General features: G+C 58.8%; 16 protein-coding genes. 6 read left to right on the top strand and 10 right to left on the bottom strand.

Annotation, left to right across the window (positions count from 1 at the left end; all coding sequences use genetic code 11):
- Nucleotides 1–46 precede the first annotated feature (46 nt).
- Together paaX and feaR are read left to right on the top strand one after the other, a co-directional pair.
- A complete protein-coding gene (gene paaX, locus AC3ISI_RS08755) occupies nt 47–970 on the top strand; it encodes a phenylacetic acid degradation operon negative regulatory protein PaaX (RefSeq protein ID WP_489336453.1) in 924 nt (307 codons plus the stop codon).
- 85 nt (nt 971–1,055) lie between these two features.
- Entirely contained in the window at nt 1,056–1,970 is a 915-nt protein-coding gene (gene feaR, locus AC3ISI_RS08760) for a transcriptional regulator FeaR (protein ID WP_489336454.1), read from the top strand.
- A 68-nt stretch (nt 1,971–2,038) separates the two neighbouring features.
- On the opposite strand, the gene AC3ISI_RS08765 is transcribed toward feaR, so the two are convergent.
- On the bottom strand, nt 2,039–2,776 hold the full coding sequence (locus AC3ISI_RS08765; RefSeq protein WP_489336455.1) for an anti-sigma factor family protein: 738 nt from the start codon (nt 2,774–2,776) through the stop codon (nt 2,039–2,041).
- Entirely contained in the window at nt 2,769–3,281 is a 513-nt protein-coding gene (locus AC3ISI_RS08770) for a sigma-70 family RNA polymerase sigma factor (protein ID WP_489336457.1), read from the bottom strand. Before AC3ISI_RS08770 ends, AC3ISI_RS08765 begins: the two co-directional genes overlap by 8 nt.
- A 154-nt stretch (nt 3,282–3,435) precedes the next feature.
- On the opposite strand from AC3ISI_RS08770, the gene AC3ISI_RS08775 reads away from it, so the two are divergent.
- Together AC3ISI_RS08775 and AC3ISI_RS08780 are read left to right on the top strand one after the other, a co-directional pair.
- Nucleotides 3,436–4,404, top strand: coding sequence for a metallophosphoesterase family protein (locus AC3ISI_RS08775; RefSeq protein WP_489336458.1), 969 nt, complete (start codon nt 3,436–3,438; stop codon nt 4,402–4,404).
- Between the two features lie 14 nt (nt 4,405–4,418).
- On the top strand, nt 4,419–4,727 hold the full coding sequence (locus AC3ISI_RS08780; protein WP_489336460.1) for a cupredoxin domain-containing protein: 309 nt from the start codon (nt 4,419–4,421) through the stop codon (nt 4,725–4,727).
- 151 nt (nt 4,728–4,878) lie between these two features.
- On the opposite strand, the gene tynA is transcribed toward AC3ISI_RS08780, so the two are convergent.
- Entirely contained in the window at nt 4,879–7,167 is a 2,289-nt protein-coding gene (gene tynA / locus AC3ISI_RS08785) for a primary-amine oxidase (protein WP_489336461.1), read from the bottom strand.
- Between the two features lie 234 nt (nt 7,168–7,401).
- Here tynA and AC3ISI_RS08790 point away from each other — a divergent pair, with 234 nt between their 5' ends.
- The gene (locus tag AC3ISI_RS08790) at nt 7,402–8,415 is read left to right on the top strand and encodes a GlxA family transcriptional regulator (protein ID WP_489336462.1); all 1,014 of its coding nucleotides are present in this window, start codon (nt 7,402–7,404) and stop codon (nt 8,413–8,415) included.
- 44 nt (nt 8,416–8,459) lie between these two features.
- Here AC3ISI_RS08790 and AC3ISI_RS08795 read toward each other — a convergent pair whose 3' ends face one another.
- From AC3ISI_RS08795 to AC3ISI_RS08825, 7 genes are all read right to left on the bottom strand, one after another.
- Nucleotides 8,460–10,136, bottom strand: a complete 1,677-nt coding sequence (locus tag AC3ISI_RS08795; RefSeq protein WP_489336463.1) for an MFS transporter — start codon at nt 10,134–10,136, stop codon at nt 8,460–8,462.
- Between the two features lie 255 nt (nt 10,137–10,391).
- Nucleotides 10,392–10,979, bottom strand: a complete 588-nt coding sequence (locus AC3ISI_RS08800) for a hypothetical protein (protein WP_489336464.1) — start codon at nt 10,977–10,979, stop codon at nt 10,392–10,394.
- 174 nt (nt 10,980–11,153) lie between these two features.
- Entirely contained in the window at nt 11,154–11,675 is a 522-nt protein-coding gene (locus AC3ISI_RS08805) for a cytochrome C (RefSeq protein WP_489336465.1), read from the bottom strand.
- Between the two features lie 222 nt (nt 11,676–11,897).
- Nucleotides 11,898–12,419, bottom strand: a complete 522-nt coding sequence (locus AC3ISI_RS08810) for a methylamine dehydrogenase light chain (RefSeq protein WP_489336466.1) — start codon at nt 12,417–12,419, stop codon at nt 11,898–11,900.
- 19 nt (nt 12,420–12,438) lie between these two features.
- Nucleotides 12,439–13,071, bottom strand: coding sequence for a methylamine dehydrogenase accessory protein MauD (gene mauD, locus AC3ISI_RS08815; RefSeq protein WP_489336468.1), 633 nt, complete (start codon nt 13,069–13,071; stop codon nt 12,439–12,441).
- A 3-nt stretch (nt 13,072–13,074) separates the two neighbouring features.
- Nucleotides 13,075–13,614 (bottom strand): MauE/DoxX family redox-associated membrane protein, encoded by a 540-nt coding sequence (locus AC3ISI_RS08820; protein ID WP_489336470.1) that lies wholly within the window; start codon nt 13,612–13,614, stop codon nt 13,075–13,077.
- A gap of 13 nt (nt 13,615–13,627) precedes the next feature.
- The gene (locus AC3ISI_RS08825; RefSeq protein WP_489336472.1) at nt 13,628–14,776 is read right to left on the bottom strand and encodes an amine dehydrogenase large subunit; all 1,149 of its coding nucleotides are present in this window, start codon (nt 14,774–14,776) and stop codon (nt 13,628–13,630) included.
- Between the two features lie 407 nt (nt 14,777–15,183).
- Here AC3ISI_RS08825 and AC3ISI_RS08830 point away from each other — a divergent pair, with 407 nt between their 5' ends.
- Entirely contained in the window at nt 15,184–16,497 is a 1,314-nt protein-coding gene (locus AC3ISI_RS08830) for an IS4 family transposase (RefSeq protein WP_489336474.1), read from the top strand.
- The last annotated feature ends 73 nt before the right edge of the window (nt 16,498–16,570 follow it).

The following is a 16,570-nucleotide window of genomic DNA, read 5'->3' on the forward strand; positions in this document are numbered from 1 at the left end:
GCGTGCATTCGGTATATTCCTTTTCTTTTTTCAGCCCGGTACGCTCATGTCGTCCCTGACACCCTTGAACCAACTGATTACCCGCTTCCAGGAACAGACGCCGATCCGCGCCAGTTCGCTGATCATCACGCTGTATGGCGATGCCATCGAACCCCACGGCGGGACAGTCTGGCTGGGCAGCCTGATTCAATTGCTCGAGCCCATCGGCATCAACGAGCGGCTGATTCGCACGTCGATTTTCCGCCTGACGAAGGAAGGCTGGCTGACCGCAGAGAAAGTCGGGCGTCGTAGCTATTACAGCCTGACCGGTACCGGTCGCCGGCGTTTCGACAAGGCGTTCAAGCGCGTCTACAGCTCCACCGTGCCTGCGTGGGACGGTTCCTGGTGCCTGGTAATGCTCACGCAGCTGACACAGGACAAGCGCAAACAAGTGCGCGAAGAACTGGAGTGGCAAGGTTTTGGTGCGATTTCGCCGGCAGTGCTGGCGTGTCCACGTAGCGATCGCAACGACCTCAACGCGACCCTGCTCGACCTCGGCGTCCAGGAAGAGACCATCGTCTTCGAAACCACGGCGCAGGACGTCCTGGCGTCCAAGGCGCTGCGTTTGCAGGTGAAGGAAAGCTGGAACATCGAAGAGCTGGCAACTCACTACAGCGAATTCATCAAGCTGTTCCGACCGCTCTGGCAAGCGCTTCGCGAGCAGGAGAACCTGCAACCGTGCGACTGCTTCCTGGCACGGGTCCTGCTTATTCATGAATACCGAAAATTGCTGCTGCGCGACCCGCAACTGCCGGACGAATTGCTGCCCGGCGACTGGGAAGGTCGGGCAGCACGCCAGTTGTGTCGCAACATTTACCGGCTGATCTACGCCAAAGCCGAGGAATGGTTGAACAGTGCGCTGGAAACCGCCGACGGTCCACTGCCGGACGTGGGTGAAAGTTTCTATCGACGGTTTGGCGGGTTGAAGTAATTCGCCATTGTTGTGGGAGTGGAGTGGTTAGGGAGAACCTGGGAATTGGTGTAGATAATAAAAATAAGCCTGCATGAGGCCCAACATGATTTTTGCAAATGCACAGCGCGGTGATGGATTTGATCAGTGGATCCATCAGATCAACCAGATTTGTGGCGCCTTCAATGGGCAAACCCTGGGCACCGGGTTTTCCGGGCGGATCCGGGAGCACCGCAGCGGTGCGTTGAAACTCAGTTTTGTCGACGCCTGCCAGGCGCGACTGTACCGCACGCCAGCGGAAGTCGCTGCGGGCGAGGACGGCAAATATTTTGCGGTGTTCCAACTCGACGGCACGGCGGGCATGGCCCAGGGCGACAACAAGGTGTTGCTCTGCGCCGGTGACATCACCCTGATCGACGCTTCGCGCCCCAGCGACTTCACCTACAGTGAAAACTCACGGCAGTTGTCGCTGATTCTGCCCTCGCCGTTGATTGAGCAATCCTTGCGTTTCAACCAGGTCCGGTGCGGTCACCGCATCGCTGCGACGTCGCCGATGGCAATGCTCTCTCACCGCCTGATTCTCGATGCTGCGCAGCAAAACACCCTGAGCCTGCCGGAAAGCGAAGCGACGCTGGAAGCAATTGTCAGCCTGCTGCGCCCGGCCATCAGTCAAGCCGAAGACAGCAACGATTTGCACGAGCGTATCTTTCGCAAGACGCTCGAATGCATTGACGCGCACATTCGCTCTGAAGACTTGTGCCCGGAATGGCTGGCACGGGAAGTCGGCATGTCGGTGCGGGGGCTGTACCGGATTTTTGCCAAGAAGGGTTTGGTGGTGGCGAAATACATCAAAAATCGTCGGCTGGACTTGTGCGCCGAGTCCCTGCGCCAATCGCGTACCGAGCAGAAATTGTCGGTGCTGGGTTACTCCTGGGGTTTTTCCGATTCGAGCTACTTTTCCACCGCGTTCAAATCGCGGTTTGGTATAGCGCCGGGCGAGTACCGCAAGCAGCATGCGTGAGATCTGACTGAATGAACGCTTTCCCTTGTGGGAGCGAGCAGGCTCGCTCCCACAAGATTTTGTGTGTTCTACGGCTTGAGCAACTGGCTGAACGCCTCCAGCTCGCCTTTTTCCAGATCGGAAACCAGCACAAATCGCATGTGATTCGCTTGCCAGGACACCACGTTAAAGCCACGAATCGTCTGGCTCTGTTGCGGCTTGTCCGCCTCCGGCGCGGGCAGGATAAATACGTTGATAATGTGCTTGGCCCGCCCATAACTCAGGGCCGCCGTGGCCTGGTGTTGCAAGTAATCCAACCGCCCCCCCAACAGCACAAACCCTTGTGCCGAGTAATCGACGACCGGTGGCGAGAAGTCGAGTTTGCCGGTGAACCAAGGCTTAACGGTGTGGCGGTCGGACGACACCACATCATTCAAATGCTCGCCCATCAACGAGCGGACGTGACTGGAGACCGCCTCTTCCATTAATGGCTGCTCGCTGGCAGGCGTTGCCACATAAAGCACCAACGCCAAGGCCAGCGCCGCCGATGAAAAGACCGGGGCTAACCATTTTCGCCAACGCTCGACAATGCTTGAGGGCGGGGTAGCAGCGGCGAACACACTGGCCGTCAACGACGCCGGGGCCGTGTAATACGGCGCCTGGCGCTTCACACTGAGCATCAGCACCCTCGCCTGATCGTGTAACCGCGAGCACTCGGCGCACCCAGCCAAATGCCCGGCGACTGTCGCAGCTGTCGCAGGGTCAAGTTCTTTGTCCAGATGGCCATGCATCAACGTCTGGCAAGCCGTGCAGTCGAGTTCATTCATGATCGTGCAACTTCAGCAGTTCGAGTTTGAGCATGGCGCGCGCCCGGGCCAGTCTCGACATGACGGTGCCAATGGGAATATCGACCACCAGGGCGATGTCCTTGTAGGGCAGTTCTTCGAGTTCTTTCAGAACAATCACCTCACGAAACGCCGGCGGCAGAGCACACAGGGCTTGCTGGATGAGCGCCGCATTTTCCATGTGAATGGCCAGCAGCTCGGGGGTCTGGCTGTGGCTCAGCGCGGCGTCCTCTTCGGACAGCTCGTCGCCGATAGCAACCCAATGGTACCCGGCCGAGGCCTTGAGCCAGGTGTAGCTTTCGTTGCGCACGATGGTCAGAAACCAGGCCTTGGCGTTGCCGTCGGCGAAGCGGTGTAAAAATCTGAAGGCGCGCAGGGCGCTTTCCTGAACGACATCGCGTGCGGCGCTGTCGTTACCCGTGAGCCAGCGCGCGAGGTTGTAGGCCGCGTCCAGGTGGGGCGCAAACAGTTCCTCAAATCGCTTCATAGTGGTTCCCGCACTGTCCCACCCCTATAACTGTGCTGCGTTCGCTTTTATTCCCTGAAAAAATTTATTTTTCCGACCCGGAATAAACACCCGTCTCGCAGGGTTGTACCTCGTGTCAGCACCATCACTGTAGTTCGCCTGCGAGGGAAAACCGATGGACATTCAATCAAGACACCCGCTTCGTACCGACGGCCCGCTCAACCCCGACCGCCGAACACTGTTGAAATGCTCGGCGTGGGCCGGGGCGGGGGTCATCTGGGCCCTGAGCGGCGGTATTCCCCGGGCCTTTGCCCTGGATGCGTCGGGCAACGTCTCGGACCCCAAGGCACTGGCCAGCACCTTCCACTTCGTGCAGATCAGCGACTCGCATATCGGCTTCAACAAGGAGGCCAATCCGGAACCGGTGAAGACGTTGCAGGTGGCGATCGATAAGGTCATCGCGCTGCCAAAACCGCCGTCGCTGATCCTGCATACCGGCGATATCACCCACCTGTCCAAACCTGAGGAATTTGACACGGCCGCGCAACTGCTCAAGGGGCTGCCGTCCCCCGTGCACTACGTCCCGGGCGAGCACGACACCCTTGACGAGGGTGGCGGAAAACTCTACCTGGAGCGTTACGGCAAGGGCACCCAAGGCAATGGCTGGTACAGCTTCGATGACCACGGCGTACATTTTATTGCGCTGGTGAATGTCTTCAACTTCCAGGCCGGCCATGAAGCGACCCTGGGCACCGATCAACTGGCATGGCTGGCCGATGACCTGCGCGCCGTGACCAGCAGCACGCCAATCGTGGTGTTTACCCATATTCCGTTGTGGACGATTTACCAGCCGTGGGGCTGGGGCACCGAGGATGGTGATCAGGCGATTGCCATGCTGCGCAAGTACGGTTCGGTGACAGTGTTGAACGGGCATATCCATCAGGTCATCCAGAAGGTCGAAGGCAATATCACCTTCCACACGGCCCGTGGCACCGCTTATCCCCAACCCGCACCCGGTGCGGCACCTGCACCAGGGCCGATGACGGTGGCGGCTGATCAACTGCGCAATTATTTGGGAATCACCGATGTGCGAGCGACGCAGGGTGATCATCCGCTGGCGCTGATCGATTCGACGCTGGTTTAGGGGAGGGTGCCGGGATGAAAAAGCGACTGTTGGCCGTGGCTTGCCTGATGCTGTCGATGCCGGTGTGGGCTCAGGAGGTGAAAATCGATATCAAGGAGTTCATGTTCGGGCCCAAGGATTTGAACGTGGCCGTGGGTACCAAAGTGACGTGGGTGAACGACGATCAGATTCCGCACACGGTGGCGGAAACCCACAAGGTGTTTCGCTCGGGTGCGCTGGACACCAATGACAGTTTTTCCTGGGTGTTCAACACGCCGGGGGAGTTTGAGTATTTCTGTGCGCTGCATCCGCAGATGATCGGGAAGATTGTGGTCAGCCAATAATGCCGCAAGAAACTTACGATAAATCTATTTGAAGAAACCCAACCCCCATAGGAGTGAGCCTGCTCGCGATGGCGGAGTATCAGACAACATTAATTTATCTGACACTCCGCCTTCGCGAGCAGGCTCGCTCCCACAGGTTTTGTGTGTGTAGTTACTGCGGGACGTTGAGGTTCAATGTCGGTGTCTCGTCAAAGAAGTTCCACGGCTTCAACAGCACATGCACCCATTCGGTCGGCATGATCGGCCATTCCTCGGCCCGCGCGATGTGCGTGGTGCCGGTGGTCAGCCAGACCACGTCGTCGGCGTTTTCAATCGACTGGTTATCTGCGGTGAACTGCCCAAGCCCCGAGTCTTTGTCCGAACGGTTCGGGTATTTGCCTTCCGGGTACTTTTCCTCCGGGTTATAGCGCGTCACCCACAGCTGCTTGTCCATGAAGCTGAGGCGGTGATAGAGCCATTCATCCTTGCCAAAGTTGGCGCCCTTGGCCACCGGGTGCGTGCCGCCGGCATACGGGATCAGCTGATAGGAAACCGGGTTGCCGACTTTGTTCTCCTTGCTGAAGTTGCTCATCAGGCGAACGGTCGACGGGTCGAATTTCTGTGCAGCCTGCTGCTCGGTGCTGACCACGTTGTGCTCGGTCTGCATCGTGCTGGTGCGCGGGCCGCCACGGTCGTTCGGGACCACAACCGGGTTTACCTCAACCAGCGAGTTGCTTTCACCGTCCACGTCCATGTCCAGGCGGAAGTTGTAGAGGTGCTGGTGCGTGGTGCCGACGATGTTGTGGTCCAGCAAGGTGCCGTAGCGCGTGTCTTCCTTGGCGGTGGTGTCGTGCATGGTTTTGGACTCTACGCCCTTGACCGCTTCGATACCGGTAGCACCGGCATCGATGCCGATGGTGCCGTTTTGCTGGAAGACCCAGTCGAAGATGTAGTCGTAGTTGCCGACGGTGCTGATCCAGCGCACCACCAGCTCACGCCGCTCGGTGCTGAGGTTAGGCTGGCCCATTTCCTGGTGTTTGTATTCCGGGCCGGCGTAGCGTTCGAACACTGCCATGGCGTGGGGAATCGCGGTTGGTGCGCCGGTGTAGTCGGCAATCGTGGCGTCGAGCAGCACGGCGTTTTGCGGGGCGTCTTTGCCACGGGCAATCGGCGAGGTCAGGGTGCCCATGCCGTAATCGCCTGAGTCCAGGTAGGCCTTGAAGTACCAGCCGACGTCGGGGTCGCCATAAGGCACGATCATGCCGCCCAGCGAGCCTTCGTACATGATTTTGCGCTTCTTGCCCTTGTCGTCATACGTGACGGTGGACAGGATCGGGCCGACCCGCGAATCGAGGCGAACATGGAAGTCCCAGTTCTGCCAGTGAATGCTGTTGCCGGTGATGGTGTAGTTTTTCCCCTCTGGCTCAGTGATTTCCAGCGGCTTGACCTGCACGCCCTTGCGGCCACGGCCGTCATACGGCGTCGGTTTCATCGGCACCGGAATCAAGGCCTCGTCTTCGATCTTGATCAGCTTCTTTTGCTCAAGGTCGACAATCGCCACCAGGCCCTCGATCGGGTGCGCCCAGTAGTTGCCGTCACCGGTATCGAGGTAGCTGACAATTTTCAGCAGCCGTTTGTCCTGCGCCAGCCCGTCCTTGCCGTCGAAATAACCGACGGTCAGCGGGGTCGCGACGACTTTCTTCACATCGGTGATGCCGCGCTTGGCCAGGGCCTGCGCATATTCCGGACTGTTTTCCACGGACGATTGCACAGTGGCGAAATCGTCCAGCAGGACCATGCCGTGCGCACCTTCGATAGGCTTCCAGGACTTGAGCGCCTTGGCGTCAAGGTCAACCAGGGCTTCGATCACATACTTGCCATCCAGCACCACGATGTTGGCCTGGCGCGGCTGCGCGACGTTCTGACCGGTGAAAACGAAGTTCCAGACCTGATCCTTGGGCGGCTCATTGACCGAAACTTCGGTGAATCGAAAACCGGGTTTGTAGTGTTCGGACTGCTTGACGATGTCCACAGCCGCCTTTATTTCGTCCGCGGTCAGTGGATTGAGCGGGTTAGGGCGGGTTTCGACGACAAAGGTCTTGTCCAGGCCGGACTGGAACACCTGATTGATGAAGTCCTTCGGCATGTAGGCGGTGTTGTGTTTGAACACCACCGGGACGGCCAGCTTCATGGGCTTGCCGTTGAGCATGGCGACTTTGCTGTCCGGTTTGACCTTGAGGTAGACCCCGTCCTTGGCAATCACGAACAGGTTGGCGTAGTTGTCCCATTTGACCGTGGCCCCGAATTCCTCAAGGGTCGACTGCAAAGGCACCATTTCGGCGGCCCCGCCATGGGCCTGTGCGGTGGACATCCAGCCTGGCAAACCGAAGGTGCCCAGGGTGATGGCCAGCGCGAGTCGGGCGAACGGTTTTCTTTTTAACGAGGCAATGGACGTGAACATTTCTGAGTTCCTTGGGGAAGCCGGTGACAGCACACCACACTTTGCTACAGCCAGTGGATGGCTTCTTGTGAATTCCTGCCAGATTCCTGTTGCTGCGTGCCTAAATGATCGTTGACCAAGGTTAACCCACAATAAACAACTTGGCGTTGGCCGGCTTTCAGCTCGTCTGATCTGTCGCATAATGAATCCACTGGTTTTGACTTGTGTAGTTAACGTAATCGAGTGGGTCGGACATTGATCGAACGACGGCAATTCAGCGGCGGGATGAAGGGCAAAAACCTCCGCTATCTAAACGAGCCTGCTGACAAGCATGCGCCGGTAACGCGGACAGGTTTTTTACTGCTCGAACACTTCTCGCTGCCTGCGTTCACGCAAGCACTGGACACGATCGTCACCGCGAATCTGCTGCGCCCCGGCTTGTTCGCTTCCCGAACCTTTGGCTTGAGTGATGGGGAGGTCATCAGTGACCTGGGCCTGGTGATCCGGCCGGACGCACGCTTCGATGCGTTGGTGATTCAGCAACTTGATCTGCTGGTCGTGTGTGGCGGCTACCGCACGGAGCTGAAGGCCGCCGATGAGTTCATCCACCTGTTGAGAGCCGCGGCAGAGCGCGGTGTTACCCTGGCCGGGCTGTGGAATGGCGCATGGTTTTTGGGTAGCGCCGGTCTGCTGGACGGTTATCGGTGCGCCATTCACCCGGAGCATCGCCCCGCGCTGGCAGAGGTTTCCAAAGCGGCGCATGTCACCAGCGAGCCCTATGTAATTGACCGTGACCGGCTCACCGCGTCCAGCCCTTCGGGGGCCTTTCATATGGCACTGGACTGGATCAAAGGGCTGCACGATAAGGCCCTCGTCGAGGGGATCGAGGACATTCTGGCGTTTGAAGAGTCTCGCTACCGGCGCATCAAACCGGCGGAAAATATCTGTGTGAGTGCGCCGTTGCGCGAGGTGGTCAAGCTGATGGACGCCAACCTCGAAGAACCGCTGGAGCTGGAGCAGCTGGCGGTTTACGCCGGCCGTTCACGTCGCCAGCTCGAACGCCTGTTCAAGGAGCAACTGGGTACCACGCCGCAACGCTATTACCTGGAACTGCGGATCACCGAGGCGCGTCGACTCCTGCAACACACCGAGCTGTCCCAAGTGGACGTGTTAGTGGCGTGTGGTTTTGTTTCACCGAGCCATTTCAGCAAGTGCTATAGCGCGTATTTCGGCTACCGGCCGTCCAAGGAAACTCGGCTCGTCAAATAAAACAGTCTTGCCCTCTCCCTGGCAGAAGAGGGCGGCTGCCCATTTCAGGTGTGGTGAATCTCTCGGTCCTTGGTTTCCGGCAGGAAGAACGTACCCAGAATGGCCGTCATCACCGCGATCACGATCGGGTACCACAGCCCGTAGTAAATATCCCCCGTGGCCGCGACCATGGCGAAAGCCACTGTCGGCAGAAACCCGCCGAACCAGCCATTGCCGATGTGATATGGCAGCGACATCGAGGTGTAGCGAATGCGCGCCGGGAACAGTTCCACCAGCCATGCGGCGATGGGGCCATAAACCATGGTCACGTAGATCACGAGGATGGTCAGCAGCAGCAACACCATCGGGTAGTTGGTCTTCGCCGGATCGGCCTTCTCCGGGTAGCCGGCGTCCTTGAGGGCAGTGCCGAGGGTGGCGATGAAGGCGTCGTTGCGGGTCTTGAACTCGGCGGCCGGCAGGGAGGTACCTTCGAAGCTCTGGACCACCTTGTCACCAATGCGAACCTGCGCGACCGTGCCCGGTTCGGCCTTCTCGTTTTTGTAGGGGATCGCTTTCTTCGCCAGCACGCTCTTGGCGAGGTCGCAGGAGCTGGTGAAACGGGCCTTGCCCACCGGGTCGAACTGGAACGAGCACTGGCCTGGATCGGCGATCACCGTGACCGGGTTCTTCTCCTGGGCCACGAACACGTCGGGGTTACCGTACTGGGTCAACGCATGGAAGATCGGGAAGTAAGTCAGCGCTGCGAGGACGCAGCCGGCCATGATGATGCCCTTGCGGCCGATGCGGTCGGACAGGCTGCCGAATATGACGAAGAACGGAGTGCCGACCAGCAGCGAACCGGCAATCAACAGGTTGGCGGTTTGCGGGTCGATCTTCAGGGTTTGCAGGAGAAAAAACAGCGCATAGAACTGCCCGGTGTACCAGACCACGGCCTGGCCAGCGGTACCGCCGAGCAAGGCCATGATTACGATTTTCAGGTTGTCCCAGCGGGCGAAGGATTCGGTCAGTGGTGCTTTGGAAGCCTTGCCTTCTTCCTTCATTTTCTTGAACACCGGCGACTCGCTGAGTTGCAGGCGGATGTACACCGAGACGATCAGCAGCAGGATCGACAGCAGGAACGGAATCCGCCAGCCCCAGGCCTCGAACGCTTCCGTGCCGAGCAAGGTGCGGCAGGCGAGGATCACCAGCAGCGACAGAAACAGACCGAGGGTCGCGGTGGTCTGGATCCACGACGTGAAGTAACCCCGCCGGCCTGGTGGTGCATGTTCGGCCACGTACGTCGCCGCGCCGCCGTATTCACCCCCCAGGGCCAGGCCTTGCAGCAAGCGCAGGCTGATCAGGATGACCGGCGCGGCCACGCCGATGGTTTCGTAGCCAGGTAGAAAACCGACGATGGCGGTGGAGATACCCATGATGACAATGGTAATGAGGAAGGTGTGTTTGCGCCCGATCATGTCGCCCAACCGACCGAACACGATGGCGCCGAAAGGCCGTACAGCGAAGCCTGCGGCGAAGGCGAGCAGGGCGAAGATGAATGCCGTGGTCTCGTTGACGCCGGCGAAGAAGTGCTTGGCGATGATGGCGGCGAGGGAGCCGTAAAGGTAGAAGTCGTACCATTCGAATACGGTGCCTAGGGACGAGGCGAAAATGACCTTGCGCTCTTCCTTGGTTATACCGTGTCCGGGCGTGCTGCCCGTGGTTGTACTGTCGATTACGGCCATACGTGTTCTCCGTCTTGCTCTTGTTATAGGCCGGAGTACCTCACATCAGTTGCCGCACCCAGGCCCTGGGGCTGATGTCGCCGGATTGCAAATTGCACGAAGCAAGAAAACAGGCTGACGGCCTCGCAGGTGTGCCGCAATAGTTGAAGCATAATCACCTTCGCGCAGATATCCACTCGCCATCATGCTTCAATCTCAAGCCGACAAATGAGTGCCCAAAAACACGATTTTTGCCTGTTCAGTGGCGAGTTGAGATTAAAAAACGCAGAAAGTGCAATAAACCATCATCATCACAGCAGCGACAACAAACGCGCCCAACGCCTTTGCCATGGCATGGTGTTCAGGTTCAGGCTCAGGCTCGGTCGTTGGCTGCCATGGAGGAATCGAAGACGCTGAGCTTTTGCTGTGGTAATGGCGCAGGACCTGGTAGGTGTATCGCAAGCCAATCAGCAGAAACAACGCGAGCAGACTGAGGACGGCCATGCAAGTCATGGCGGGTTTAGCCTCGGCCTGGGTTTCGTGATCACAGGCCGCGCTGTTGAGTTCCAGAACGCTGATTTGTCCATAGCCCATCTGCGGCTGCTGGGTAACATTGCGGATCGCTGCCTGTTGTTGCAGGTCCAGTACTTGATACTTCCAGAGCGTTGTCGAGCCTTCCCGGCAGTAGGTAAACGTGACGGGGTCTGGGGCAGCAACAATGCAGCCGTCGTTGATGTTGAGTTTTTTCAGCGTTTGATCCGCTGACCTCGTGAAATCCAGGTCGAAGACCGGAATGATCCCGGTGGCTGAAGCCGCCATCGAAAACAGTACGCTGCCCGCGACGATGAGTATCGAAGCTTTCAAGGTTATTTTCCTTGTTATTCATCAGCGTATGGAAACGCGCGTGTAGCGTGGTTCCCCCTGTTTCGATGAGTCTAGAAGACTGTTGGCCGCCGGAAGCCGCTCAGAAAAAATAGCGTCGATAATGGCGGGAATGACACTCGCTTCTAGTAGGGTACCTTGCGGCACCTGGCTGAATCAGTCACTCATACCGTCTTCAATCGCGATTCCTTGCGCACGCATTGCCTTGATCAACTCTGCCCGAGTACCTGGCAAATTGAGCATAGCCACGTGGCGCAATTCGGCCACTTCTTGCGCGCTGTAAGGTTGGTAATCGGCAGGCGTGCTTTTACCCGCCAGGCCGCCGTCGCGCATCAACCAGTTAAGCAGGTCAGCCAACTGCGCATTGTTCAGCGCCGATTGCGACATGCCGGGAACCCGCACCAGAAACTCGCGGCCGCCGGGGACCTTGAGAAAGTTGCCGACAAACCCTGTGAGCCGAGGGGTGTCATTGGCTGCTGAGCCCATGCCGTTACCCAAATGGCAACCGGCGCATTGCAGCTGGTAGTTCACGCCGACGCTGTAGCCGGCCTGGGCGATGGGTTTTTGCGGTTCGTCGTTGCCCGGTGCATGCCGTTGCGCCGGGTCGGGAATGGCCCGGGCATAGGCGAGCGGGGCGGCAATGACGCAAACCAGACCGAGAAATAGCAACCTACGCATGACAAGCACCTCTACGGTAAAACACATTTTCTGCAGCCGCCGACGAAACCTGTGTAGGAGTGAGCCTGCTCGCGATAGCGGAGTGTCAGTCGACATTTGAGTCGCCTGATACACCGCTATCGCGAGCAGGCTCACTCCTACAGGTTTCGGCGGCAGCCACAGGAATCGCGTTGGGGCACAAAAAAAACCGCCGATTGCGTGAGCAACCGGCGGCAATGCGCGTTAAATGGCGACGCCACGGATGACCGAAACGGTGCAGTGATAGATGTGCGATTTGGCGGCCAGGCACCAGTTCACATCGTTGTTGTTGAACGGGCGATAAGCCGGTTCTTCACTGTCGTTACGGGTGCAAGCGCATTGGGCGCAGCTCTGCTTACCGCAGCAGTCGTTATAGGAAATGATGTAGTCCTTGCCGTCGGCCGGGTTGCGGCAGGTGCCGATCCAGGTGACTTTCGAGGCTTCGGTGCCCGGTGGGCAGGACGTCACCGATCCGCCGCAGCAGCTGCACAGAAATCCGTCGATGGAGCAGTAGCGCCAGTAGTCGCAGCTGTTCGGATCGCCCGGGTCACCGGCTTTCGGGTCGTCGGCAGCCAGGGCTTTGCTGGTGCGGTCCAGCGGCAACAGCAGCGGCAGTGCGGCCCCGGCGACCATCAAGGAGCCCATGCGCGACAGCAGTTTGCGGCGTGAGGTGGTGTCGGCAACTCGACGGGTCGAGCGCTCGAACAACAGATCCAGCAGTTTCATAAAAGTCTCCCTGCCTTAATCAGTGGCTATGGCCGTGGCTGTGGTCATGACTGTGGTCATGTGGACGCGGCTGGCTGTTGAGGTATTCCTGCAGCGTGGCGCTTTTCAGGTGTTCGACTTCGAACAGGCTGTCCAGGTGCTCACGGGAATTGACCAGGCCTTTGGCGCGCAAGGTGCCGGTTTTGTCGATCAGTGCTGCGTAGGGCAGCTTGCCGATCTGATAGGTCATGCCGACTTCCGGCCCGACTACGTAGGTGGCGTCTTCCAGTTTGTGTTCGCGGATCAGCGCTTGTTGGGCGTCCATGTCGCCATCGCTGACGAATACCACGTCCAGGCGATCAGCCTGTTCCTTGGCGATGGACTTGATCGCCGGCAACAGCGATTTGCAGATCGGGCACGTCGGCGAGAGGAAGAACAGCAGCTGGTTCTTTTCGCCGGCATAACCGAAGTTCACCGGGCGACCGTTACGATCGGATGCGGTGACTTGCGGCGCGGCTTCGTTGACCGCCACGCCTTTGTCCATCATCAGCGCCCCGGCCGGAGCCAGGCGGCCATGCAAGACACCAATCTGACGAACCAGGCCCATGACGGCAAACGCCACGGCCGCCAGCAAAATCCAGAGCAAAACGTTGGAAACAATTAAGCCTTCCATTGATCACCTACCAATCAGTTTGAGCAGAAGAGGGGAGTTCGCCAGCAAGCCATCGGCTGCGGCGTACAAAAGCAGCGCAACGGCGCTGGCGGCAACAGTGACGAAGCCATCAAAAAAACCCAGGTCGCGGGCCATCGGCAGCACGCTGGCCAACAGCGCCACGCCCACCAGCACGCTGTTGCGCAGCAACAGGACCGGGCGCAACGGTTGCGCCTGGTCCGGCCCGGCACAACCGCAGTCGATATCGCGGCGGCCGCGCCACAGGTTGATACCAATGGCCGCGGCATACAGCGCGATCAGGCTGGCCGCTGCCAACGCTGCCCAATACCGGCAGACCGGCACCAGCAACGTGAACGCGATTACCAGCTCTACCACTGGAATCACACGAGCGACTGGGCGCACCAACATGTCAGGCAGCAGTTGGTAGTCCGCCAATTGTTTGGCAAACCGTGCCGGCGCACGCACCTTGTGCGTCGCGGCACTGGCCAGCAACACCGCAATGGTGAGGGCGCTGGCAATGATGAAGATCGGATCTAAGTGCATGGCCGAACCTCGTTTAGTAGCTCATGACCTGAGTCGCGGTTTTGGCGACTTTCGGCATGCTGCCAGTGAGCTTGTTGGTCTTGAGATCGAAAATCTGCAAGCCGCCTTCGACGTCGGCACCCAGCAACAGCGGCTTGTCGTCGCCCGTTGCTTGCATGCTCCACACCGGCACCGGCGCTTCCAGCGTCGCCACTTTCTTGTGGGTCTTGAGGTCAAACGCCCAGATCAGCGGGCTTGGGTCTTCCCACTTCATCGGTTCGTGCGCGTCGTGCATCAGCACGTACAAGCGGTCGAGCTTCGGCGCCACGGCCATCAGCTGCCAGCCACCCGGTGCCCAGCCGGCTTTCTTTTCCTCGTCAGTGGTCAACGACCACGACGGCAGGATCTTCGGCGTGTCGCCAGAGAAATCCACCGGGCGAACGGTGCCAGTGGTGGTGGTGAAGTAGTAGGTATCGCCGACGTTCACCGCGCGCTCAACGAGCTTCTCGGCGTTCGGGTCGAAGAACGGCGTGCGGGTGCGCGCGGTTTCCTGGCCCTGATCGTTCAGCGTGATCACCTGCAAGCTGCCATCGCCGCACAGCGAGGCGAAGCGGCGGTTGCCGATCGGGTAGTCGAGCACGCAACCCGGAATCGCCAGCTCGGCGGTGACGGACTTGGTTTGCGTGTCGACCACGGTCACCGAAGTCGATGGCGTGAAGTTGTAGACGTAGACAAAACGGTCATCTGCACTGGTGCCAATGCCGAAACGCTGGGTCAACGACTCGGCGCGCTTGGGTGGAATCACTACTTCCCAGGCCGGCGCCAGGGTCGAGCTGTCCCATGCGGTCAGCACATTGGTAACCGTGCCGCGAGTGCCGCGTGAGTAGAAGATGTCGGCGCTGTAGAGGGTTTTCTTGTCGCGGCTGAGCGTCGAAGGTGCGGCAAAACCGGTCGGCACCATGCCGAGGATGCGTTTTTTGTCGGGGTCGACCACGGTGACGCGGCCTGCCACGAAACTGTCGAATTCGACGTCGACGATAAACGCCCGATGGACTTCCGGCGGAAAGGCCAAAACGGTCTGGCCGATGGTATCAGCCGGCAGGTCCGCACGGGCGCTGGTCAAGCCGAGTACAAGCAGGCTCAGACCTAGCGCTGACTGTACGTTGATCCTGTTGGTTCGCATTAGGGGAACTCCCTGAATTGTTATTCACGCAGATCGCGGGTGCTTGGGCAGATTCTTACAATTCGATTCTGCCTCGCCGGGAAACGCTGAGAATTGCTGTGGCTGCCAAGTGTTTGTGTGTCTGTGCCAGTCGTGGGGAATGCGTTTCGAAAGCGTCGGATGAGCCGGTTAACGCACATCGAATCTCGGGTGAGTACCCTGTGGCGAGGGAGCTTGCCTGTGGCGAGGGGGCTTGCCCCCGTTGGGTCGCGAAGCAGCCCCTGCATTTTTACAGACAGACTGAGTTGCCTGGGTTTACGACTGCTTCGCAGCCGAACGGGGGCAAGCCCTAATGCCAGTCAGTTAAGGAATTGACTTGCCCGCCAAGCAGTAATAGAAACGGGCTTATGTTTTTATGAGCCCGCTTCATGTCCCTGCAAAACGCCCTTCAAGAAGTTACCAAACTCAATCCGATCTCTTTCGAGCGCCTTGCGCAACTGATTGATCCTTTATGGATCGAGCAAGCGCTGGCCTCGACCGGAACGGTTTCTCTGCGCCGCAGACGCCTGCCGGCCGAGCGCATCGTATGGTTGGTGGTGGGGTTGGCTTTGTTCAAGAACGAGCCGATTTGGCTCATTGTGCAGCAGCTGGGACTGGCTTTGGGCGAAGCCAAGGTGCCTGTGCCCAGCGCCGCAGTCCAGGCCCGGCAACGGCTTGGAGCAGAGCCGCTGGCCGCACTGTTCAAGCAATTGGCCGAGTCATGGGGCGGCGCTGAGCAGCCCGCTTCGGCTGGCTTTTTAGGGTTACGCAGCTTTGCGGTAGACGGCGTGGTGTGGTCCACCCCCGACACGCCAGAAAACCGCCAAGCCTTCGGTGGCGGGCGGACTCACTCGGGAGACGGAGCCTGGCCACAAGTGCGCGGTGTTTGCCTGATGGATACCTATAGTCACTTGATTCGGGCCGCCTGTTTTGGCGAGTTTGCTATCGGCGAACTTCGCCATGCCAAAGGTCTGGAGAAAGCGGTAAGCGATCACTCGGTGACGATTTTTGACCGTGCCTATTACTCGGCAGCCCTCTTGCTCGACTGGCAGCACAGTGGAACCGAACGGCATTGGCTCATGCGGGCACGCAAACCGCTTAAATACGAGGTAGTCGAAGAGTTGGGCGCCGGTGATTGGCTCGTGCGATTGGCTGTATCCCGAGATGCGCTCAAGCAACGTCCAGACCTTCCTACCCATTGGCATGCACGGCTGATTGAGTATTCGATAGACGACAAACCCCGCCGTTATCTCACCTCGTTGATCGATGCCGAGCGTTACCCTGCCAATCGGGTGGCGGGGCACTACAACGAACGTTGGGAAATTGAATTGGGTTACCGCGAGATCAAGCAAAACCTGCTTAAGGGGGAGCAATTACGCAGTAAACAACCTGATTTGGTGCGCCAAGAACTGTGGGGAACTCTGTTGGCCTACAACCTGATCCGTCAGGAAATGCGCTTGATGGCTGAAGAAATAAAGGTGGTGCCGCAGCGCTTGAGTTTTCTCTGGCTGGCTCAAGCGGTCACCAATGCGCTGCGCTTCTGCCCGCTGGAAACGCCAGGCACGATCCCTAAACGACTGGCAGAACTGAGAGTCCAGGCTAAGCACTTCATGCTGCCTGCCAGACGAGAGCGAAGTTATCCACGAGTGGTCAAGCCCAGACCAGTCAAATATCCCAAAAAGAAGGCAAGAGGGCTTAACTGACTGGCATTAGGGCAAGCCCCCCTCGCCACAGGGTTTGTGTCGTTCAAGAGATCGATGGGTGCCTTTACAGGTG

It is taken from the genome of Pseudomonas sp. GL_139_B, assembly GCF_057834475.1.